This is a genomic window from Ellagibacter sp. (genome assembly GCF_048412355.1).
GTDB lineage: Bacteria > Actinomycetota > Coriobacteriia > Coriobacteriales > Eggerthellaceae > Ellagibacter.
Genome location: NZ_DBFSAP010000004.1, coordinates 64,283 through 84,669 on the forward strand (window position 1 = coordinate 64,283; position 20,387 = coordinate 84,669).

Below are 20,387 nucleotides of genomic sequence, written 5' to 3' on the forward strand. Positions count from 1 at the left end.
TAAACAGGAAAAGCCAGGCGAGAGATGGATTTCGTTGTGCACACGAACAGGACGCCCCTGCCGACGATTCACGTCGTCAGCGACTCTGTGGGATTGACGGCGCAGTCTTTGGCCCGCGCCGCCGCCGCACAGTTCGGGGTGACAAACCCCTGCATCGAGGTATTGCCGAAGGTGCGCAAGTTCGACGAGGTGAAGCGTTTCCTCGAAGACCATATGCAGCTTCATCGCGAGCTCAAGGGCTCGCCTAAGATCCTCGTCTGCTACACGATTGTCGACAAGGAACTGCGCACTCGCTTGGCCGAGTTCGCAGCCTCCGAGCCCGACATCATCGCAATCGACCTGATGACCCAAGTCATCGACGCCATTTCAGACCTTTCGGGCCTCGAGCCGTCCTCGAAGCCCGGCGGTCTTCATGTGGCCGACCAGCATTACTTCCGCCGCATCGAGGCAATCGAGTTCACCATCGCCCACGACGATGGCAGAAACCCCCAAGACCTCACGCAGGCCGACATCGTTTTGCTCGGCGTGTCGCGCTCGTCGAAGACGCCGACGTCGATTTATCTGTCTCAGCAGGGCTACAAGGTGGCGAACGTTCCGCTCGACCCCCACACCGAGCCTCCTCGCGAGATCTACGACGTCGACCCGACGCACCTGTTCGGCCTCATGACGACACCCGAGGTGCTCGTTGGCATCCGCGCTCGCAGGCTCGGCAATGCCGTGGGCGTCGCGAGCAGCTATGCCGACCCCACCTATGTCTATGAGGACCTCGAGTCGGCGCGTGCGCTCATGCGCAGGCTCGGTGCTATCGTCGTTCACACTGAAAACCGTGCCGTCGAGGAGACCGCTCAAGAGATATTGCGCTACTACGAGCGCCTGCACCCCGCACCTACTGGTATAGTTGACTAGTGCTCGAAACGTTAGGGAAATGTGCGCGAAATGTGTCTTCGCAAGTCACGTTTTCCGACGTCATGGGTAAAAAGGTAACCGGAGCTTGTAAGGAGAACAAGGTGACCGAACCAGTGAAGCGCGTCTATGCGTTTGGCAAAGACGCTCAGGGAAACAACGTAACCGAGGGCAACACCACCATGAAGGCGACGCTCGGCGGCAAGGGCGCGAACCTCGCCGAGATGGCCAACATCGGCCTTCCCGTTCCTCCGGGATTCACGATTTCCTGTCAGACGTGCATGGAGTACGCCAACGCCGGCAACGTATGGCCGGAAGGCGTTCTCGACACGATCCACGAGTATCGTCTCGATCTTGAGAACCGTATCGGAAAGAAGATCGGCGATGCGGAAGATCCGTTGCTCGTCTCCGTCCGTTCCGGTGCTCCCATGTCGATGCCCGGCATGATGGATACGGTTTTGAACCTCGGCCTGAACGACGATTCCATCAACGGCCTCATCAAGCAGACCGAGAACCCCCGCTTCGCGTGGGACTCCTACCGCCGCTTCATCCAGATGTTCTCGAACGTCGTCATGGGGCTTGACGGCGATTTGTTCGAGAACGCCATCAACGCCATGAAGGCGGTGCGCGGCGTGAAGTCCGACACCGACCTTACCGCGGAAGACTTGCAAGAGCTCGTCGCTGAGTTCAAGGGCATCTTCACCGAGAACGTCTCGGGCGAGGAATACCCGGCGCTCGTCGTCGAGGGCTCCGTGCAGTTCCCGCAGGATCCGATGGTGCAGCTCAAGCTCGCCATCGAGGCGGTGTTCGGCAGCTGGAACAACCCCCGTGCGGTCCTCTACCGCAAGAAGAACAAGATCTCCGACGACCTGGGCACCGCCGTCAACGTGCAGTGCATGGTCTTCGGCAACAAGGGCAACACGTCGGCCACGGGCGTCGCGTTCACGCGCAACCCGGCCAACGGCGCGAAGGAATTCTACGGTGACTACCTGGTGAACGCCCAGGGCGAAGACGTCGTCGCGGGCATCCGCAACACGAGCCCCATCGCCGAGCTCAAGCATGTGGAAGGCCTCGAGGAAGCGGGTCGTGAGCTCGAGGAAATCTTCGTGCTTCTGGAGAACCACTTCCACGACATGATGGACATCGAGTTCACCATCGAGCAGGGCAAGCTCTTCATGCTGCAGACCCGCGTGGGCAAGCGCACCGCCGCCGCCGCGCTCCATATCGCCATCGACATGGAGAAGGAGGGCCTCATCGACAAGAAGGAGGCCGTCCGCCGCGTCGCTCCCGACCAGCTCGACCAGCTGCTCCACCCGCAGTTTGACAAGAACGCCGACTACGACGTGCTCGCTCGCGGCCTGAACGCGAGCCCCGGCGCAGCAGTGGGTGAAGCCGTGTTCTCCTCCGCCGATGCCGTCGCCGCCGCTGAAGCCGGCCGCAAGTGCGTGCTCGTCCGCTGGGAGACCAACCCCGACGACCTCGCCGGCATGATCGCCGCCGAGGGCATCCTCACCTCCCATGGCGGAAAGACCTCGCATGCCGCCGTCATCGCCCGCGGTATGGGCGCCCCGTGCGTGTGCGGCGTGGAGGCCCTGAAGATCGACGCCGAGAAGAAGCAGGCGACGGTTGCCGGCACCGACGTTGTCATCAAAGAGGGCGACATGATCTCGCTCGACGGCACCTCCGGCATTGTTGTCCTGGGCGCAGTCGACCTGGTAATGCCCGAGCTCACCGGCGATCTTGACACCATCCTCGAGTGGGCCGACGAGTTCCGCAAGCTCGGCGTCCGCGCGAATGCGGACAACCCCGAGGACGCGAAGCTTTCCCGCGACTTCGGCGCATCGGGCATCGGACTGTGCCGCACCGAGCACATGTTCTTGGGCGAGCGCAAACAGATCATCCAGACCTTCATCTTGAACGACGACGATGCTGTGCGCGAGAAGGCAGTCGGCGAGCTCTTCGAGGCCCAGACCGGCGACTTCTACGGCATGTTCAAGGAAATGGACGGGCTGCCGGTCATCGTGCGTCTGCTCGATCCGCCGCTGCACGAGTTCCTCGAGAGCCCGCGCGCGCTCGATGTCGAAATCGCGCGCCTCGAGGCGACGGGCGGGGACAAGACCCTCATCGCCGAGAAGCGCATGCTCATGGAGCGCATCGACGGCTTCGCCGAGCAGAACCCGATGCTGGGCCTGCGCGGTTGCCGCCTCGGCATCGTGTACCCGATCCTCCCCGAGATGCAGGTTCGCGCCATCGCGACTGCGACCGCGAAGCTCAAGAAGGAAGGCCTCGATCCGAAGCCCGAGATCATGATCCCGCTCGTGTCGACCGTCGCCGAGCTTGAGAAGCTGCGCGCCGTCGCCGAGAAGATCATCGCGGAAGTGGCCGCCGAAGAGGGCGTCGAGCTCGATATCGAGGTCGGCACCATGATCGAGCTGCCGCGTGCCGCCGTCACCGCCGACGAGATCGCTACGCAGGCAGACTTCTTCTCCTTCGGCACCAACGACCTCACCCAGACGACGTTCGGCTTCAGCCGCGATGACGTCGAGGCCGAGTTCGTGCCGCAGTACCTGCAGGAGCACCTGCTTCCGTACAACCCGTTCGCCACGATCGACCCGGGCGTGGCCAAGCTCGTGGAGATGGGCGTCAAGCTCGGCCATGAGGGCAATCCCGACCTGGTCTGCGGCGTCTGCGGCGAACACGGTGGCGACCCGGATTCCATCCACACGTTCAACAAGATCGGCCTCGATTACGTCAGCTGCTCGCCGTACCGCGTGCCTGTCGCCCGCCTCGCTGCGGCCCAGGCTGCGCTCGAAGAAGAGTAGCACGACCACAGGTTCATCTTTGCAGGGGTCGGGCGTTTCGCGCTCGGCCCCTTTTGCGCATATCATGGGAAGGGGAATGATGCAACGCACGAAAATCGCCCAGCTGTTCGCCGACGTCGACGCGTTCGGGGGCAAGGAAATCACCGTGGCGGGTTGGGTCCGCTCGGTGCGCGATATGAAGAACTTCGGCTTCGTCACCTTGAACGACGGAAGCTGCTTTCGCGACCTCCAGGTGGTGATGAGCCGCGAAACGCTGGAAAACTACGACGAGATCGCAGCTCAGAACGTGAGCGCCGCCCTTATCTGCAAGGGTACGCTGAAGCTCACACCCGAGGCGCAGCAGCCATTCGAGCTTACCGCTGAGAGTATTTCCGTCGAAGGCATCTCCGCGCCGGACTACCCGCTGCAGAAGAAGCGCGCCACCGTCGAGTTTCTGCGCACCCAGCAGCATCTCCGTCCGCGCACGAACTTGTTTCGCGCCGTTTTCCGCATCCGCAGCGTTGCGGCCGCATCTATCCACAGCTTTTTCCAGGACCGCGGATTCGTCTATGTGAACACCCCGATCATCACGGCGTCCGACTGCGAGGGGGCAGGCGAGATGTTCCGCGTGACCGCGCTCGATATGGAAGACGTGCCGCGCGTGAGCGAGAAAACTGCTGCCGAGTCGGGTGGGGAACTTCACGCGGGGGAGGTTGACTGGAGCCGCGACTTCTTCGGCAAGCCGGCAAGTCTTACCGTGTCCGGCCAGCTCAATGCCGAGAACTTCGCCATGGCCTTTGGCGACGTGTACACCTTCGGGCCGACGTTTCGCGCGGAGAACTCCAACACGAAGCGCCATGCGGCCGAGTTCTGGATGGTCGAGCCCGAGATCGCCTTCGCCGACCTTGAAGACGATATGAACCTCGCGGAAGACATGCTGAAGCACGTCATCAACGAGGTGATGGATCGCTGCCCCGACGAGCTTGCGATGTTGAACAAGTTTGTCGACAAGGGACTTATCGAGCGTCTGACGCACGTGGCGACGAGCGATTTCGCGCGGGTGACCTACACTGAGGCTGTATCCATCCTCGAGGATGCGGTTGCGAAGGGTCACACATTCGAATACCCCGTGAGCTGGGGAATCGACCTGCAAACCGAGCATGAGCGCTTCCTCACTGAAGAGCACTTCAAGCGCCCGACCTTCGTGACGGATTATCCTGTCGAAATCAAGGCGTTCTACATGAGGCTGAACGACGACGGCAAGACCGTTGCTGCGGCTGACTGCCTCGTGCCAGGCATCGGTGAGATCATCGGCGGCAGTCAGCGCGAGGAGCGCCTCGATGTGCTCGAGCGCCGCATCGGCGAGCTCGGGATGGATCCGGCACAGTACAAGTACTACTGCGACCTGCGCCGTTACGGTTCCTGCCGCCATGCGGGCTTCGGTCTGGGCTTCGAGCGCCTCGTCATGTACCTTACCGGCGTCCAGAACATCCGTGATGTCATCCCGCATCCGCGCACCGTCGGCAATGCCGAGTTCTAAGGAGACGGGGGCTTCTCGTGCAACCTTCCATCGACCTCACCCGCCTTCCTCGCAGCGTGCGCCTTGGGCGCGATGCGAACGGACGAGCGGAGCTCACCTATCTCGACGAGCGTCTTTTACCTGGTGAGGAATGTTTTTGCTCGACGGGCAGCTGGCGTTGCGTCGTAGATGCCATAAAGACGCTCGCGGTGCGCGGAGCCCCTGCCATCGGTGCTGCGGGGGCTGCCGCCGTGGCACTTTGGGCGGTGAACGAGGGTGCTCGTGGTGCCGTGTTGCACGGATGCTCCGAGGCGGGGGAGAGCTTCCTGGGGGCGCTTGGGCCCGTTGCCGCTGAGATTTCTGCGGCGCGCCCGACGGCGGTGAACCTCATGTGGGCCACTGCGCGCATGGAGTCCCTCGCGAAGCGTCTCGTTGCGGAGGGGGCGGCACCTGGCGAGGTGGCCGACTCCCTCTTCGACGAGGTGCTTCGCATCGAACGAGAGGATGAGACGGTGAACCGAGCAATCGGCGCCGCGGGGGCAGCTCTCGTCCCTGAGCACGCTCGCATCCTTACGCACTGCAACGCGGGAAGCCTTGCCACCGTGTTTTTCGGCACAGCGCTCGGCGTGGTGTATGCCGCCGCCGAGCAGGGCAAGGTCGAGCGCGTCTTCGCCGACGAGACGCGTCCGGTGGGCCAGGGTGCGCGACTCACGAGCTGGGAGCTTTCCCGTGCGGGCGTGCCTGTGACGGTAATTTGCGACAACATGGCGGCAAGCCTTATGGGTAAGGGAATGGTCGATTTCGTCGTCGTCGGAGCTGATCGAATCACCGCGAACGGAGACGTCGCCAACAAGATAGGTACCTATGGGGTAGCTGTTCTCGCGCACCACCACAGCATCCCCTTCTACGTTGCCGCGCCTGCGAGCACGTTTGACGTCTCCCTGCCCGACGGTTCGGCTATCCCCATCGAGGAGCGCGATCCAAGCGAGGTCCTGCCGCAGCCGATTGACAGGGTCGATGTGTACAACCCCGCCTTCGACGTGACGCCCGCCGAGCTTATTTCCGGCATCATCACCGAGTTCGGCGTGTTTCCGCCCCAAGATGCCGCACGCGAGGTTGCCGCGCGCGTCGGATAGCGCCGACTTCTGCTACACTTCGGGTAATTGGGAAATCGAGGTCAGGAGCAATGATGCGCATCGTCACTAGGGGGGATCAGCAGTTCCGCGAGCATGAGCTCCTTTCACCGGACGCGGCGTTCTCCGACGAGTCCGACGGTCGCGACCGCTCGAGCGATCCCGATTTCCTGCGAAACGACTTCCAGCGCGATCGCGACAAGATCCTCCATACGAAATCGTTTCGGAGGCTTTCACATAAAACGCAGGTCTTCCTTGCGGCGGAGGGCGACCATTTCCGCACGCGCCTCACGCATACTCTGGAGGTTTCTCAGATAGCGCGCACCATCGCGCGGGCGCTCGGCCTCAACGAGGATCTTGCCGAGGCCATCTCGCTCGGCCATGACCTGGGGCACACGCCTTTCGGCCACACGGGCGAGGACGCGCTGTGCCGTGCAATCGCCCGCGTTCGCGGCGTGGACCCCGAAAGTCCCGAGGCTGCCGCCCTGTACCGCCACAACGAGCAAAGCCTTCGCGTGGTCGAGACGATCGAGAACGGTGGGCGAGGTCTGAACCTCATGCCCGAGGTGCGCGACGGGATACTCTGCCATACGGGGCCCGTTCGCGCCGAAACCCTCGAGGGGCGCATCGTCGCCGTGGCCGATCGCATCGCGTATGTGAACCACGACATCGATGACGCCATCCGCGCGGGCGTCCTTTGCGAGGGAGACCTTCCCCCCTCGACGCACGAGGTGCTCGGGTGCGACCACTCCTCGCGCATCGAGACGCTCGTGGTCGACGCGGTCCGCACATCGGCTGCCGAAGACGATATCCGCCTGTCGCCGCGCGTGTGGGACGCCATGGCCGAGCTGCGCGAGTTTCTCTTCGACAACGTCTACACCTGCGATACCGTTATGGAGGAAGTGGCGAAGGCGATGCGCCTCATCGATGTGCTCTTCTCCTATTACATCGAGAACCCAGGCGAGATTCCCGTCGAGTACCGCGCCATCTCGGAAGGCGACGACGTGCGCGCTGCGACCGACTACATCGCCGGCATGACCGACCGCTATGCGAAATCCCGCTTCCAGAACCTGTTCGAACCCCATTCCCTTCACGTGTAAAGAGCTATGACCAACCTAAAAACCGATTTGCAAGCCAGCTTCACCGCGGCGCTCCCCATCGTGCTCGGCTACGTCGCCATCGGCGTGCCGTGCGGCATCCTGTGCGACTCCATCGGGCTCAATGCGCTGCAGGTATTCGCCATGTCCGTGCTGTTCTACTCGGGCGCGGGCCAGTTCATGATTCCCAATATGTGGCTCGCTGGCGCGCCTATCGCGTCCATTATCGCGAGCGTGTCGTTCGTGAACACGCGCCAGATGCTCTACTCGGCCGCGTTCGCCCCCCACTGCATCGGCGTGCGCAAGCGCCTTGCGTTCCTCTTCGCCGCCACGGTGACCGACGAGAGCTACGGCGTGAACACCCTCAAATTCGAGGAGGGGGGCTGGTCGGTGCGTCGGGCCCTGTTCGTGAACCTGTTCTCGTGCACCTCCTGGACGCTCTCGTGCACGGTCGGCGTGCTGGTGGGCAACGCTATCGGCATCCCGCTCGCGATCGCCTCCTTCGCCATGACCTCGATCTTCATCTGCCTTCTGTGCACGCAGAAAGCGAATGTGGAAAACGTGGTTGCCGCCGCGGTCGCGATGCTCGGCGTCTACGTGTTCAAGCTGGTGGGGCTCACCGGCCCCGCGATCCTTCTCGGCGCGGTAGCGGGCGTTGTCGCCGCCTTGTGCGTGTCCCAGGTGCGTCTTGCGCGCTCGCGCGAGAGTGCGGCGTACGAGGCTCGCATCGAGGAGGCGTGCGTCGGCGGGGAAGGCGCTAGCAAGAAGGGAGGTGAGCGCGAATGACGTGGGAGGAGTACTTCATCGTCTTGGGGTCGTGCATGGTGACGATGCTCGCCTGCCGCGTGCTGCCGCTCTTTCTTCTGAAGGGGCGCTCGCTGCCCGACGCCGTGGAGCGTGCGCTCGGCTTCATTCCCTCGGCGGCCTTTGCCGCGCTCGTCGCGAACGATCTGCTCTCGCCTGGAATGTTCGCTGCCGGTATATGGCCCGCGGCTATGCCCCTGGTTGCGAGTGCCGTAGTCGTGGTGGTGGCGTGGAGGACGAAATCACTTCTTGGCTGCGCGGTGGCAGGTGTGGTATCCTACGCTTTGCTCACGCTCATTTAGCGAGAGTGAAAAGTATCAACGTAAAGACCGGGATGTATACGACGCTTCGTCAAGAAGAGCAGTCCAGGACCTCTCTCGGAAACTCGTCGGATTTCAAGTGCAATGCTATTGCGCTTGGTTAACGTGCGCAGTATAATGTCCAACTGTGTCTTTACACCGATATGTACAAAAACGGTTTCAAAAGAGAGCATAGAAGGAAACGAAGATGGACATCATTCGCGCTATCGAGCAGCAGCAAATCAAGCAGGACATCCCTGATTTCAAAGTGGGCGACAACGTGAAAGTCCACTACCGCATCGTCGAAGGCAACCGCGAGCGTATCCAGGTGTTCCAGGGCGACGTCATCCGCCGTCATGGTGCTTCCTGCCGCGAGACCTTCACCGTTCGCAAGATCAGCTTCTCCGTGGGCGTCGAGCGTACCTTCCCGGTTCACTCCCCCAAGATCGACAAGATCGAGATTACCCGCCGTGGCGACGTGCGTCGCGCCAAGCTGTACTACCTCCGCAAGAAGGTTGGCAAGGCTGCGAAAATCAAGGAGAAGTCGTTCCGCTAAGGCGAACACTTCGTTTGCATCCATTGAAAAGGCCCCTCGGGGCCTTTTCTTGTATCGTGGCCACGGCGCGCGTGCGCGCAGAGGCGTGGAAGTTCGAAGGAGACGCTCATGGGCGTGACGGTCGCCGAGATAAAGAAGAGGCTTTCCGAGGCCGATGCGGAGGAGTTTGCTGTGCTCGAGCGCGCGCTCGTAGCAGACGAGCGCAAGGGCGTTCGAAGCGCGCTCGCCGTGGCGAAGAGGCGCCTTCAGGCTGAGGCCAACGAGGAGGCACGCTTGGCCTCAATGTACTCTTTCGAGCGCTCGCTGTGCGGAGAGAACCCCCATGCTGTTGTGGTCGGGCTCGACGAGGTGGGCCGCGGCCCGCTTGCGGGGCCCTTGGCGGTCGGCGCCGTCGTCTTGCCTGCGGACTTGAAGATTGCGGGCTTGAACGACTCCAAGCAGGTGAAGCCTGCCGATCGCGAGCGCATCGCGGCAGAGGTGAAGCGTGTCGCGCTTGCCTGGGACGTGCACTACGTCGAGCCCTCCTACATCGACGACCGCGGCATGACGGCGTCGCTTAGGCTCGCGTTCTCAAGCGCTGTTAAGGCAATCGAGCAAACGGGCGTGCATCCCGATGTCATACTCCTCGACGGTAATCCGCTGCATCTCGATCCGCGCGAGGTCAATGTCGTGAAGGGCGACGGAAAATGCGCATCGATAGCGGCGGCTTCCATTGTGGCGAAAGTCGAGAGGGATGCGCTCATGTGCCGCTATGCGGAGAGCTATCCCGAGTATCACTTTGCCGAGAACAAGGGGTATGCAAGTCAAGCCCACATCGACGCCATCGAGCGCGTGGGCTTAAGCCCCATTCACCGCAAGAGCTTCTGCACGGCGTTCACGCAGCAAACGCTGTTCTAGCAAGGTTTTCGCCGCTTTTGGCTAACGACTGCGACCTTCGACGCTGGTGAGGCGAATCGCTGCTTGATTCTTGCCAGGTTCCTGCCAGGTTTTTGCGATTTGCTGGCGATATTGTGTCAGGTATTTTCTCCTTCGCGACGACTTTGCAACGTGTATCCGGCTCCTTTCCTTGGCATTCGCTGCCGCGGATTGCCACCTTAGGCGTAAGGAATCGGCAAGGACCCTGTGCATGTTCTGGCAGGATGCGTCTCTATGATGTTGCTCCGTCCCCGAGAAAGGAGCACCATCATGACGAACCAACCTGTCGCTTGCGCGTCCGGAGAGGATCCCGCCCCGAAGCAGCGCAAGCCCAAAAAGGGCTCATCGAGCAAGAAGAACATGCACAACAAGGACCTTGGCCGCAAGGGCGAGGAGGCGGCCGCGCGCTACCTCGCGAGGCGCGGCTACGATATCGTCGAGCGCAACTGGACCTGCATCGCCGGGGAAGCGGACATCATCGCCTTCGATGGGGACACCATCGTGTTCGTGGAGGTGAAAACCAGGACGAGCGCCGCAAACGGCCTTCCCGGGGAGGCCGTCACCAAGGAGAAGCGCGCGCGTTACGAGAAGATTGCCTGCTTGTATCTCGAGCATTCCGAGGTAACCGACGTGCCGGTCCGCTTCGACGTTGTCGCGCTCACCCTTATCGGACCCGATCGCGCATTCATTCGTCATCATATCGACGCGTTCGGGGTTGGTTGGTGATGTATGGCCGATGCACGGTGCTCGGCGCGACGCTGCGCGGGGTCGAGGCGATACCCGTCGACGTCGAGGTTGCGGTGTCAAACGGGCTTCCAGGCTTCTCTATCGTGGGCATGGGCGACGCTTCGGTCCAAGAGGCGCGTGAGCGCGTGCGGGCCGCCCTTCGGTCGAGCGGGTTCCAGATGCCGAGCGACAAAATCGTTGTTAACCTTGCGCCGAGCTCCCTGAGAAAGACCGGCTCGGGCCTCGATCTGCCCATTGCCGTTGCGCTTCTGGCCGCAACGGGGCAAATCGATCGTGCCTGCATCGAGAACCGCCTGTTCGTCGGGGAGCTTTCGCTCGAGGGCTTCGTGCGCGGCGTGGCAGGCTCGCTCGCCTTCGCGTTGTGCGCTAAAAAGAGGGGTTGCTCGCTTGTGTGCGCCGAGGACGGCGAAACGGTGAGCGTCGATGGGCTCGCCCAGTACGGCCTGCGATTTCTCGGCGGGATGCGCGCGGCAGCCGACTTGCCCTTGCTCTCGCCCCTTGTTCCTGAAAGCGCTGTGTGCGATCTCGATTTTCGCGATGTCGCAGGGCATGAGGTCGCCAAGCGCGCCCTGCAGATAGCGGCTGCGGGAAGGCATGGGGTGCTCATGATGGGGCCTCCTGGGTCGGGCAAGACCATGCTTGCCTCGCGGCTGCCCTCGCTTTTGCCACCCCTCTCGCAGGAAGAGGCGCTTGAAACTGCTCTTATCCATTCGGTGGCGGGGGAATCGATCGCAGCGATCCTGTCGGGGGTGCGGCCGTTTCGCAAGCCCCACCATTCGGCATCGCTTGCGGGGCTGGTCGGGGGAGGGTCCCCGATTCGCCCGGGCGAGATAACACTTGCGCACAACGGCGCGCTCTTCCTCGACGAGCTATCCGAATTCAAGAGCTCGGTTCTGCAGGGCATACGCCAGCCGATGGAAACCGGGGAGGTCAGACTTACCCGCGCCGACGGCACGGTCACGTTCCCCGCGAGGTTCATGCTGGTCGCGGCTTCGAACCCTTGCCCGTGCGGTCATTTGGGGGACGAGGAGACCGCATGCACGTGCACGCTCACCCAGGTGAAGAACTACCAAGGACGCATAGGGGGTCCGCTTATGGATCGAATCGATTTGCATCTCGATGTTCAGAGGATTCCCCCGAGCGACGTAATCGCGACGGGGTCGGGAACGTCGTCGGAGACGCTACGGGAAGGGGTGTTGAAAGCGAGGGAGTTCGCGCGGTGGAGGTCGCTGCACGACGCGGGGGCTCGCGTGTCGGCATCCGTTTCTCCCGATAAGGCCGCGTCGGGACCAAGACGGCCGGCCGACTTGGTGCGCGATTGCCACCTTTCCGAGTCGAGCCGCGAGTTCTTCGAGCAGTCCGCGAAAGCCCACAACATGAGCGGCCGCGCCATCATGCGCACCCTCTCCGTTGCGCGCACCATTGCCGATATGGAAGAGTCCCACGAAGTGCTGATGACGCATCTGTGCGAGGCGCTCAGTTTCCGGGTGAGGGAAGGGGTGGGCGTATGAGCGCGACGGCTGCGCAGACCGCGGTGCTCTCTGGGCCTAAATCGGTCGTCGAGCGGGGGAGTGAAGACTACCCCGAGTGCTTTTTGCGGTGCGGTTCTCCTCCCGATCGCCTGTACGTGATCGGCGATGTCACGGTCTTGCGGATGCCCTCGCTCTCTGTCGTGGGCGCCCGTAAGGCGACACCCTACGGGCGCGGATGCGCGCGGCGCTTCTCGACGCTCGCCGCTGCACGGGGCCTTGTTATCGTATCGGGCGGCGCGCGCGGGTGCGATTCCGAGGCCCATCGCGCGGCGATTGCCGAAGGCGCGCCGACGGTGGCGTTTCTCGGCGGCGGCTGCGACCGTATCTACCCGGCGGAAAATGCTGCGCTCTTCCAGTCGATCATCGATGGCGGGGGCGCTGTCGTCTCCGAGCGCGACTGGACGTTCCCGCCGGTGCCGTATGCCTTCCGCGCGAGGAACCGCCTCATAGCAAGCCTCTCCGCGGCAACGCTCATCGTCGAGGCGGGGCTGCCTTCGGGCACCTTCTCCACCGCAGATGAGGCGCTCGCGGCAGGAAGCGAGGTTCTTGCCGTACCTGGGTCGATAACATCGGCGTCCTCCCGCGGGGCAAATCGCCTGATTTCGCAAGGGGCGGTGCCTATCATCGACGACGATACGTTTCTCGATGCCCTTTTCAGCATATACGGATGCTTGAGGCAGGAGATCTTCTCGGGTGAGGGCTCAGGGGATGGCGCTTTGGCGGGCCGTCAGGCCGCCGATTCCCTCCTCGCGGCGCTTCGGGCCGAGCCTTTAGGGATGGAAAAGCTCCGCGATATCGCGCGAGAGTGTGCGCCTACTGGCGAGGACCCGTGGGTCTGGCTCATGCTGCGCTTGGCGAAGCTCGAGCAGGAAGGGGAGGTGCAGCGGTATCCCGACGGGCGCTTCGGGCCGGTGGTGCGCCCTCTGGTATAATCTCACGACGCGGGCGCCGTGCCCGCTCTTTTGCACTGAGAGGCCGGGTCTTTCGCCCGCTGCCTTTTGCTTTCGAGGAGGAATCGATGGGCGACAGTCAACGTGTGGTGCGCATTTTGGGCGCAGGGCTCGCGGGCAGCGAGGCGGCGCTCCAGCTCGCCGATCGCGGCATTCGTGTGGAGCTTGTCGAGATGCGCCCCGAGGTGGGCACCGCCGTGCATAAAACCGGTAACGCCGCGGAGCTCGTGTGCTCGAACTCGCTTAAGAGCATCAACCCCGACAGTGCTGCGGGAATGCTCAAGGCGGAGCTCTCTGCGCTCGGGTCGCACCTTATCGAGATTGCGATGCGCAACCGGGTGGCCGCGGGCGGCGCGCTCGCCGTTGACCGCGATGCGTTCTCGGGCGAGGTCACGGCGCGCCTTTGCGCCCATCCTTGCATTGAGATCTCCCGTCGTCTCGCAAGGAGTCTTGATGAGGAGGCGGTGGGCGTCGACGCGCTCATCGTCGCCACCGGTCCTTTGACCGAGGGCGATCTGGCCCAGTCGCTGTGCGAAGCAACAGGTTCTGACAACCTAGCCTTCTTCGACGCTGCGGCGCCCGTCGTCATGGCGGAGTCCCTCGACCGCGAGAAGCTCTTCTCCCAAAGTCGCTACGAGGAGGGCGCGGGCGATTACCTGAACGCCCCGTTCAGCAAGGAGGAATACGAGGCTTTCGCTCAGGAATTGGTGGGGGCTGAGCGCGTGATCAAACGGGAGTTCGAGTCGAAGGACCTCTTTCAGGCGTGCCAGCCGATCGAGGAGATCGCCCGCACGGGAATCGACGCGCCCCGTTTTGGGGCCTTGAAACCCGTGGGGCTTACCGACCCGCGTACGGGTCGCAGGCCTTGGGCAGCGCTCCAGCTGCGCGCCGAGGACGCCCATGGCGAAAGCTACAACCTTGTCGGCTTCCAGACCAACCTCACGTTTCCCGAGCAGCGGCGTGTGTTCCGCATGATTCCGGGGCTCGAGAGCGCCGAGTTCGCGCGCTATGGGGTCATGCACCGCAACACCTTCATCAACGCGCCTTCGCTTCTCGACTCCAACCTGAGGTTCCGCCCAGAGATTGAGGCGCGGTGGGGCGTTCCCGTCCATGTGGCGGGGCAGCTCGCCGGCACGGAAGGCTATTGCGAGGCCATTCGCTCGGGGCTCCATTCGTCGCTCGCCGTCGTGGCCGAGCTTTCGGGCGAGAAGCCGCTTCCTCTTTCCGAGGATACGGCGTTCGGCGCGCTCATGGGCTACGCGACCGACCCTCAGACGACGGGGTATCAGCCGATGCACGTCAATTTCGGCATTATGCGCCCGCTTGACGAGCGAATCCGCAACAAGCGCGAGCGCTATGCGGCCTACGCACGCCGCGGGTCCGAGGCGCTTGCAGACTATTGCGGCCAGCTGCGCCAGCGCGGGCTCCTGCCTTCGGAAGAAGGGGGCAAGCGTTAGCTTATGGCTGCGGAAAACAAGCGATCTTCCTCGGTGGCGGGTGATGAGGCTGTCGCTGAGGAGCAGCAGATTGACGCCGTGGTCTCATGCGCTATCGATGACTTCTGCTCTGCGCTCGTTGCAGAGCGAAACGCTTCGGGCAACACCGTTCGCGCCTATCGGACCGACTTAGGGGACTATGGCCGGTGGGCTTATCGCGAGAAGCTCGATGCGCTTCATGCAAGTCATCGAGATCTGCGGCGCTATCTGGCCCAGCTCGATGCGGCGCGCTATTCGCGCAGGACGGTCAACCGCCGTCTTTCGGCGCTGCGCACGTTTTTCCGCTGGCTAAATGTGACCGGCCGTGTGGACGCCAACCCGGCGAGCGCGCTCATCGGGCCGAAGAGCGGAAAACACCTCCCGCAGGTTCTTCGCCCGCGCGATATGGCACGCCTGCTGTCGGTCCATGCTTCGCGCGATTTGAAGGGGCGCCCCCGCGAGCAGTCGCTCACCGACATGCGCGACCAGGCGATACTCGAATTCCTCTACGCGTGCGGTGCGCGCATCTCGGAGACGTCGGGGCTACTCGCTGCCAATATCGACTTCGACGAGGGCCAGGCGCGCCTGTTCGGCAAGGGCTCGAAGGAACGCATCGTTCCTTTGCACGATTTGGCCGTGGACTCCCTCAGACGATACGCGCTCGTGGCGCGCCCGAAGCTGCTCGACGGCAAGGAGTGCCCGTACTTTTTCGTGTCGACGCGCGGCAACCAGATGAAGACCGACGCGATGCGCAAGATGTTCAAGGCGACGGTGCGCGAGGCGGGGCTCGACGACTCCCTGTCGCCGCACGATATGCGCCATACCTTCGCGACCGACCTTCTCAACGGCGGCGCCGATTTGCGCAGCGTCCAGGAAATGCTCGGGCATGCCCAGCTTTCCACCACGCAGGTGTACACGCATCTGTCGGTGGAACGGCTTAAGAAGGTGCATGACCAGGCGCTTCCTCGTTAGTACGTCATTTTCCCAGAAGGTGGCGAAGGGCGGCGACGGGGTGGGTGAAGAGCATGCGCGGGCCTGAGAAGCGCATGACGGCGCGAATCGCCTCGCGCTTCGCGGGCGCGTAGCAGTGGATGGGGCACGAGTTGCAATCCTTCTTCTCGTGCATCTTCAAGCAGCGCTCCGTGCGCTTCGCGCAGTACGCATCGAGCTCGGCGCATGCGGCGCACAGGGGCTTCCCGCATACTGCACGGGCCTCATGCGGCTCATCTTTGTGGTTCGCGGCGCAATACAGCGCGATCATCTGGGAAACCGTCCGCTTCTCGCGCTCTCGCCGTTTTCGGGTTTTCGGTGTGTCTTCCATGGCTAACAGTGTAGCAAATGGAATGCGGCATCAAGGGAACTCCATCGGGGAAGCGGGCTTTGGGCCCCTCACGTGCCTGCAAGGCTTGGGCGGCTTGCCGAGGGCGGTGCAGTCGCGTCCCGTCTAGGGTTGTGCAGCTACATCTCGTCGAGAGTGGTGCAACTATGTTCCACCCGTCGAACATCCTGTGCCGTTTTAGCGAACAGATGTTTTCTCATTGATGGCCTCGCGCGCGCTGCGATACAATCGTTCGGCTAAACAGATATCTTTGGAAGATGAGGGAACATGGGACAAAACTCGATCGTCATCAAGGGCGCTCGCGAGCATAACCTCAAAAACGTCGATCTGGAAATCCCGCGCGACAAGCTGGTCGTCATAACCGGTCTTTCGGGCTCGGGCAAGTCAAGCCTTGCCTTCGACACCATGTACGCCGAGGGTCAGCGACGCTATGTGGAAAGCCTGTCGAGTTATGCACGCATGTTCCTGGGCCAGATGAGCAAGCCCGACCTCGACAGCATCGACGGCTTGTCCCCGGCGGTCTCCATCGACCAGAAGACCACCTCGAGAAACCCGCGCTCCACCGTGGGCACCACTACTGAAATCTACGATTACCTGCGCCTTCTGTTCGCGCGCGTGGGCATCCCTCACTGCCCGGAGTGCGGGCGCGTCATCAAGAAGCAGACGACCGACCAGGTGACCGACGATATCCTCGCGCTCGCCGCCGATGAAAGCACTCGCGCGATTATCATGGCGCCTGTAGTCACGGGCCGCAAGGGCGAGTTCACGAAGCTCTTCGCCGACCTTGCGAAGGAGGGCTTTTCCCGCGTGCGCATCGATGGCGAAATCGTGAAGCTCACGGGCGAGCCTATCACCTTGAACAAGAAGATCAAGCACTTCATCGACGTTGTCGTCGACCGCGTCGTGCTGAAGAAATCCGCCACGACCCGCATCGCCGAGTCGGTGGAGAACGCGACGAAGCTCGCCGAAGGGCGCGTGCTTGTCCAGGTGCTCGGCCCCGACGGCAAGCCCCAGGGCGAGGCGGGTGGTACGTCAAGCGGCGCTACGGGTGGGCTCGGCGAAGGGGAACACCTCTTCTCGCTCGCGCTCGCCTGTCCCGAACATGGTCATTCCATGGACGAGCTTCAGCCGCGCGACTTCTCCTTCAACGCACCGTACGGCGCCTGCCCCGACTGCCTCGGCATCGGCAGCCGCGACGAGGTCGACCCCTCGCTCGTGGTGCCCGACCCGTCCCTTTCCCTTGATGAGGGCGTCATCGCGCCGTTTCGCACGGGGAACTACTATCCGCAGGTCATCAAGGCGGTAGCGGCGCACATGGGCGTCGACTCGTCCACGCCGTGGGAGGACATGCCGCGCCGCGCGCAGAAGGCCATCATGTCGGGCCTCGGCAAGGAGAAGGTGCGCGTCGACTACGTCACGGTCGACGGCCGCGAGACGTACTGGTACATCGAGTGGGAAGGTGTGCTCGCTGCTGTTATGCGCCGCTACCAGGAGGCGCAGACCGACACGCAGCGCGAGCGCCTCGAGCAGTATTTCGCGACGGTGCCCTGCCAGACCTGCCACGGTAAGCGCTTGAAGCCCGAAATCCTCGCTGTCACCGTGGGCGGCAAGTCCATCCACGATGTGACGGAGATGTCAGCCGCCGATTCCTACGCGTTCTTCAGCGGCCTTTCGTTCTCGGGTCAGGCCGAGCGCATTGCGGGGCCCATCGTGAAGGAGATCAAGGCGCGACTGAAGTTCCTCGTGGACGTGGGACTCGACTACCTGACGCTCGAGCGCGCCACCGCCACGCTGTCGGGCGGCGAGGCACAGCGCATCCGCCTCGCCACGCAGATCGGCGCGGGACTTATGGGCGTGCTTTATATCTTGGACGAACCTTCGATTGGCTTGCATCAGCGTGACAACGAGCGGCTTATCGCCACGTTGGAGCACCTGCGCGATCTCGGCAACACCGTCGTCGTGGTCGAGCACGACGAGGACACCATCCGCAGCGCCGACTTCGTGGTCGACATGGGGCCGGGCGCGGGCGAGCGCGGCGGGGAAGTGGTCGCGGCGGGAACTCCCGCTCAGATTATGAAGGCGAAGCGCTCGCTCACGGCGGATTATCTGTCGGGCCGTCGTAAGATCGAGGTGCCCCAGACCCGCCGCCATCCCAAGCGCGGATCCATCAAGATGACGGGTGCTTCGGAGAACAACCTGAAAAACGTCACGCTTGAGGTGCCCATTGGCACGTTCACCGTGATCACCGGCGTATCTGGCTCGGGCAAAAGCTCGCTTATCACCGATACGCTCGCGCCTGCCCTGGCCAACCGCGTGAACCATGCGCACCGGCGCACGGGCGCGTACCGCAAGATCACTGGGCTCGAGTCAATCGACAAGGTCATCAACATCGACCAAAGCCCTATCGGTCGAACCCCTCGCAGCAACCCTGCCACCTATATTGGGCTGTGGGACGACATTCGCGCCCTGTTCTCCTCGACGCAGGAGGCGAAGGCGCGCGGATATGCCCCAGGTCGCTTCAGCTTCAACGTGAGCGGCGGCCGCTGCGAGGCCTGCAAAGGCGACGGCCAGATTAAAATCGAGATGCACTTCCTTCCCGACGTGTACGTTCCCTGCGAGGTTTGCGGGGGGAAGCGCTACAACCGCGAGACGCTCCAGGTCACCTATCGGGGGAAGAACATCGCCGAGGTCCTCGACATGACGGTCGAGGACGCGCTTGCGTTCTTCGAGCACATCCCCGGCATTAAGCGTAAGCTCCAGACGCTGTTCGACGTGGGACTTGGCTACATTCGCCTCGGTCAGGCGGCAACGACCCTTTCGGGCGGCGAAGCCCAGCGCGTCAAGCTTGCAAGCGAGCTTCAGAAGCGCTCCACGGGAAAGACGTTCTATATTCTCGACGAGCCGACGACGGGCTTGCACTTCGAAGACGTGCGCCAGCTGCTCGTCGTGCTGCAGCGCCTGGTTGACGCCGGCAACACGGTGCTCGTCATCGAGCACAATCTCGACGTCATCAAGTCCGCCGACCATATCGTCGACTTGGGCCCTGAGGGAGGCGAGCGGGGCGGAACGATCATCGCCACTGGTACGCCTGAAGAGGTAGCGCAGGTGGAAGGTAGCTTTACCGGAAAGTTCCTCAAGAAGATGCTGGGCGATCATGCGGGGTAGTTCGGTCGCGAAGGGCGTTCTGCTCACGGCGGGCGGCGCCATATGCTGGGGCTTTTCCGGCACGTGTGCGCAACTGCTCATGGATATCTACGGCGTTTCCTTAGCGTGGAACGTATGCGTGCGCCTTGTGTTCGCCTCGTTGCTCTACCTGGTCTTTTGCGCGGCAACGCATCGCGAGCAGCTCCTTTGCCTGCTTAAACAGCCCCGCGAGCTGGGACGCCTTCTCGCGTTCTCCATTTTCGGCGTGCTGCTTGTCCAGGTGTGCTACCAGGGGTGTATCTCTGTCAGCAATGCGGGCACGGCGACCGTGTTCGAGCGATGCGGCCTCATCCTCATCATGCTCATCACCTGCGTGAAAGCTCGCCGCACCCCGATGCGCCGCGAGCTTTTAGGCGTCGTTTTGGCCATCGTCGGCACAATCTGCATCGCGACGAAGGGAAACCTCGGCATGCTCGCCATTCCCGCCGAGGCGCTCATGTGGGGCGCGGCATCTGCGTGTGCGCTCGTCTTCTATACGATGATGCCGGTACGCTTGCTTGAGCGATGGGGGAGCGTTGTCACCACGACGGTCTCCATGACGATGGCGGCGATCATCGCGAACGCCGTAGTGCAGCCGTGGAACATGCACGTCGAAGTGACCCCCGGCATCGTCGCCGCCATGGCGGCGCTGGTAATCATCGGCACGTTCTTCGCCTACCTGCTGTTCTTGCAGGGTGTGAAACTTGCGGGCCCCATGCGCGCGGGGCTTGTCGGCAGTATCGAGCCGGTTGCGGCGATGGCGTTCTCCACGCTCTGGCTCGGAACGCCCATCACTCCCTTCGACATCGCCGGCTGCGCGCTCATCGTGATCATGGTGCTGCTCGTGACGCAGCGCGAGGAGGAGGCGCCTCGCGAGGTGGATCTTTCGAGTGGGGACGCGCAAGCGGTTGAGGTCAAGCTCTCGGTTGAAGGTGCGCAAGCGGCTGATTCGGAGCCCTCCGATAAGTCCGCGCAAACACCCAAGGTTGAGCTTTCGGGGAAGGCTGCAAAACCGATCTTCAAATAACCCGAGGAAAGCGCATCTTCCATTCCGCCTGCGGGCTTTCTTGCCGTGCGCCTCAATATCGAGACCGTTCACATAATGGAGTTACGATTTCTCTCTTCGTAACACTG

General features: G+C 62.8%; 17 protein-coding genes. 16 read left to right on the forward strand and 1 reads right to left on the reverse strand.

Going from position 1 to position 20,387, the window contains the following annotated elements; translation table 11 throughout:
* Positions 1 to 24 precede the first annotated feature (24 nt).
* From ACMRQN_RS00425 to ACMRQN_RS00490, 14 genes are all read left to right on the forward strand, one after another.
* On the forward strand, positions 25 to 906 hold the full coding sequence (locus ACMRQN_RS00425) for a pyruvate, water dikinase regulatory protein (protein ID WP_418733341.1): 882 nt from the start codon (positions 25 to 27) through the stop codon (positions 904 to 906).
* Between the two features lie 101 nt (positions 907 to 1,007).
* On the forward strand, positions 1,008 to 3,725 hold the full coding sequence (gene ppdK / locus ACMRQN_RS00430; protein ID WP_418733342.1) for a pyruvate, phosphate dikinase: 2,718 nt from the start codon (positions 1,008 to 1,010) through the stop codon (positions 3,723 to 3,725).
* Positions 3,726 to 3,804: 79 nt separating this feature from the next.
* Positions 3,805 to 5,244, forward strand: coding sequence for an asparagine--tRNA ligase (gene asnS / locus ACMRQN_RS00435; RefSeq protein WP_418733343.1), 1,440 nt, complete (start codon positions 3,805 to 3,807; stop codon positions 5,242 to 5,244).
* 17 nt (positions 5,245 to 5,261) lie between these two features.
* Entirely contained in the window at positions 5,262 to 6,359 is a 1,098-nt protein-coding gene (mtnA, locus tag ACMRQN_RS00440; protein WP_418733344.1) for an S-methyl-5-thioribose-1-phosphate isomerase, read from the forward strand.
* Between the two features lie 53 nt (positions 6,360 to 6,412).
* Positions 6,413 to 7,456: a deoxyguanosinetriphosphate triphosphohydrolase gene (locus tag ACMRQN_RS00445; RefSeq protein WP_417053081.1), complete on the forward strand. Its 1,044-nt coding sequence runs from the start codon at positions 6,413 to 6,415 to the stop codon at positions 7,454 to 7,456.
* A gap of 6 nt (positions 7,457 to 7,462) precedes the next feature.
* Positions 7,463 to 8,239, forward strand: a complete 777-nt coding sequence (locus ACMRQN_RS00450) for an AzlC family ABC transporter permease (RefSeq protein ID WP_158049249.1) — start codon at positions 7,463 to 7,465, stop codon at positions 8,237 to 8,239.
* The gene (locus ACMRQN_RS00455) at positions 8,236 to 8,559 is read left to right on the forward strand and encodes an AzlD domain-containing protein (protein WP_417055812.1); all 324 of its coding nucleotides are present in this window, start codon (positions 8,236 to 8,238) and stop codon (positions 8,557 to 8,559) included. Before ACMRQN_RS00450 ends, ACMRQN_RS00455 begins: the two co-directional genes overlap by 4 nt.
* 205 nt (positions 8,560 to 8,764) lie before the next feature.
* Positions 8,765 to 9,112: a 50S ribosomal protein L19 gene (gene rplS, locus ACMRQN_RS00460; protein ID WP_158049251.1), complete on the forward strand. Its 348-nt coding sequence runs from the start codon at positions 8,765 to 8,767 to the stop codon at positions 9,110 to 9,112.
* Between the two features lie 108 nt (positions 9,113 to 9,220).
* Positions 9,221 to 10,009 carry a ribonuclease HII gene (locus tag ACMRQN_RS00465; protein ID WP_418733345.1) on the forward strand — a complete coding sequence of 263 codons (789 nt, stop codon included), beginning with the start codon at positions 9,221 to 9,223 and terminating at the stop codon, positions 10,007 to 10,009.
* A gap of 288 nt (positions 10,010 to 10,297) precedes the next feature.
* Positions 10,298 to 10,753, forward strand: a complete 456-nt coding sequence (locus tag ACMRQN_RS00470) for a YraN family protein (RefSeq protein WP_418733346.1) — start codon at positions 10,298 to 10,300, stop codon at positions 10,751 to 10,753.
* A complete protein-coding gene (locus ACMRQN_RS00475; RefSeq protein ID WP_418733375.1) occupies positions 10,753 to 12,285 on the forward strand; it encodes a YifB family Mg chelatase-like AAA ATPase in 1,533 nt (510 codons plus the stop codon). The genes ACMRQN_RS00470 and ACMRQN_RS00475 overlap by 1 nt, the downstream gene beginning before the upstream one ends.
* Positions 12,282 to 13,238 (forward strand): DNA-processing protein DprA, encoded by a 957-nt coding sequence (gene dprA / locus ACMRQN_RS00480; RefSeq protein WP_418733347.1) that lies wholly within the window; start codon positions 12,282 to 12,284, stop codon positions 13,236 to 13,238. Before ACMRQN_RS00475 ends, dprA begins: the two co-directional genes overlap by 4 nt.
* Before the next feature lie 86 nt (positions 13,239 to 13,324).
* Entirely contained in the window at positions 13,325 to 14,713 is a 1,389-nt protein-coding gene (gene trmFO / locus ACMRQN_RS00485; protein WP_418733348.1) for a methylenetetrahydrofolate--tRNA-(uracil(54)-C(5))-methyltransferase (FADH(2)-oxidizing) TrmFO, read from the forward strand.
* Between the two features lie 3 nt (positions 14,714 to 14,716).
* Positions 14,717 to 15,703: a tyrosine recombinase gene (locus ACMRQN_RS00490; protein ID WP_418733349.1), complete on the forward strand. Its 987-nt coding sequence runs from the start codon at positions 14,717 to 14,719 to the stop codon at positions 15,701 to 15,703.
* Positions 15,704 to 15,707: 4 nt separating this feature from the next.
* Here ACMRQN_RS00490 and ACMRQN_RS00495 read toward each other — a convergent pair whose 3' ends face one another.
* Positions 15,708 to 16,052 (reverse strand): nitrous oxide-stimulated promoter family protein, encoded by a 345-nt coding sequence (locus ACMRQN_RS00495; RefSeq protein WP_418733350.1) that lies wholly within the window; start codon positions 16,050 to 16,052, stop codon positions 15,708 to 15,710.
* 285 nt (positions 16,053 to 16,337) lie between these two features.
* Between ACMRQN_RS00495 and uvrA the strand changes: the two genes are divergently transcribed.
* Both uvrA and ACMRQN_RS00505 read left to right on the forward strand, forming a co-directional pair.
* Positions 16,338 to 19,235: an excinuclease ABC subunit UvrA gene (uvrA, locus tag ACMRQN_RS00500; RefSeq protein ID WP_418733351.1), complete on the forward strand. Its 2,898-nt coding sequence runs from the start codon at positions 16,338 to 16,340 to the stop codon at positions 19,233 to 19,235.
* Positions 19,225 to 20,280 carry a DMT family transporter gene (locus ACMRQN_RS00505; RefSeq protein WP_418733352.1) on the forward strand — a complete coding sequence of 352 codons (1,056 nt, stop codon included), beginning with the start codon at positions 19,225 to 19,227 and terminating at the stop codon, positions 20,278 to 20,280. The genes uvrA and ACMRQN_RS00505 overlap by 11 nt, the downstream gene beginning before the upstream one ends.
* Positions 20,281 to 20,387: the final 107 nt, after the last annotated feature.

What these genes read in the sequence shown, in the direction of transcription:
- ACMRQN_RS00450 (WP_158049249.1), top strand. Translation starts at nt 7,463, where the DNA reads ATGACCAACCTAAAAACCGATTTGCAAGCCAGCTTCACCGCGGCGCTC.
- ACMRQN_RS00425 (WP_418733341.1), top strand. Translation starts at nt 25, where the DNA reads ATGGATTTCGTTGTGCACACGAACAGGACGCCCCTGCCGACGATTCAC.
- ACMRQN_RS00495 (WP_418733350.1), bottom strand. Translation starts at nt 16,052, where the DNA reads ATGGAAGACACACCGAAAACCCGAAAACGGCGAGAGCGCGAGAAGCGG.
- rplS (WP_158049251.1), top strand. Translation starts at nt 8,765, where the DNA reads ATGGACATCATTCGCGCTATCGAGCAGCAGCAAATCAAGCAGGACATC.
- ACMRQN_RS00490 (WP_418733349.1), top strand. Translation starts at nt 14,717, where the DNA reads ATGGCTGCGGAAAACAAGCGATCTTCCTCGGTGGCGGGTGATGAGGCT.
- ACMRQN_RS00475 (WP_418733375.1), top strand. Translation starts at nt 10,753, where the DNA reads ATGTATGGCCGATGCACGGTGCTCGGCGCGACGCTGCGCGGGGTCGAG.
- trmFO (WP_418733348.1), top strand. Translation starts at nt 13,325, where the DNA reads ATGGGCGACAGTCAACGTGTGGTGCGCATTTTGGGCGCAGGGCTCGCG.
- ACMRQN_RS00505 (WP_418733352.1), top strand. Translation starts at nt 19,225, where the DNA reads ATGCGGGGTAGTTCGGTCGCGAAGGGCGTTCTGCTCACGGCGGGCGGC.
- ACMRQN_RS00455 (WP_417055812.1), top strand. Translation starts at nt 8,236, where the DNA reads ATGACGTGGGAGGAGTACTTCATCGTCTTGGGGTCGTGCATGGTGACG.
- ACMRQN_RS00445 (WP_417053081.1), top strand. Translation starts at nt 6,413, where the DNA reads ATGCGCATCGTCACTAGGGGGGATCAGCAGTTCCGCGAGCATGAGCTC.
- asnS (WP_418733343.1), top strand. Translation starts at nt 3,805, where the DNA reads ATGCAACGCACGAAAATCGCCCAGCTGTTCGCCGACGTCGACGCGTTC.
- ACMRQN_RS00465 (WP_418733345.1), top strand. Translation starts at nt 9,221, where the DNA reads ATGGGCGTGACGGTCGCCGAGATAAAGAAGAGGCTTTCCGAGGCCGAT.
- dprA (WP_418733347.1), top strand. Translation starts at nt 12,282, where the DNA reads ATGAGCGCGACGGCTGCGCAGACCGCGGTGCTCTCTGGGCCTAAATCG.
- ACMRQN_RS00470 (WP_418733346.1), top strand. Translation starts at nt 10,298, where the DNA reads ATGACGAACCAACCTGTCGCTTGCGCGTCCGGAGAGGATCCCGCCCCG.
- uvrA (WP_418733351.1), top strand. Translation starts at nt 16,338, where the DNA reads ATGGGACAAAACTCGATCGTCATCAAGGGCGCTCGCGAGCATAACCTC.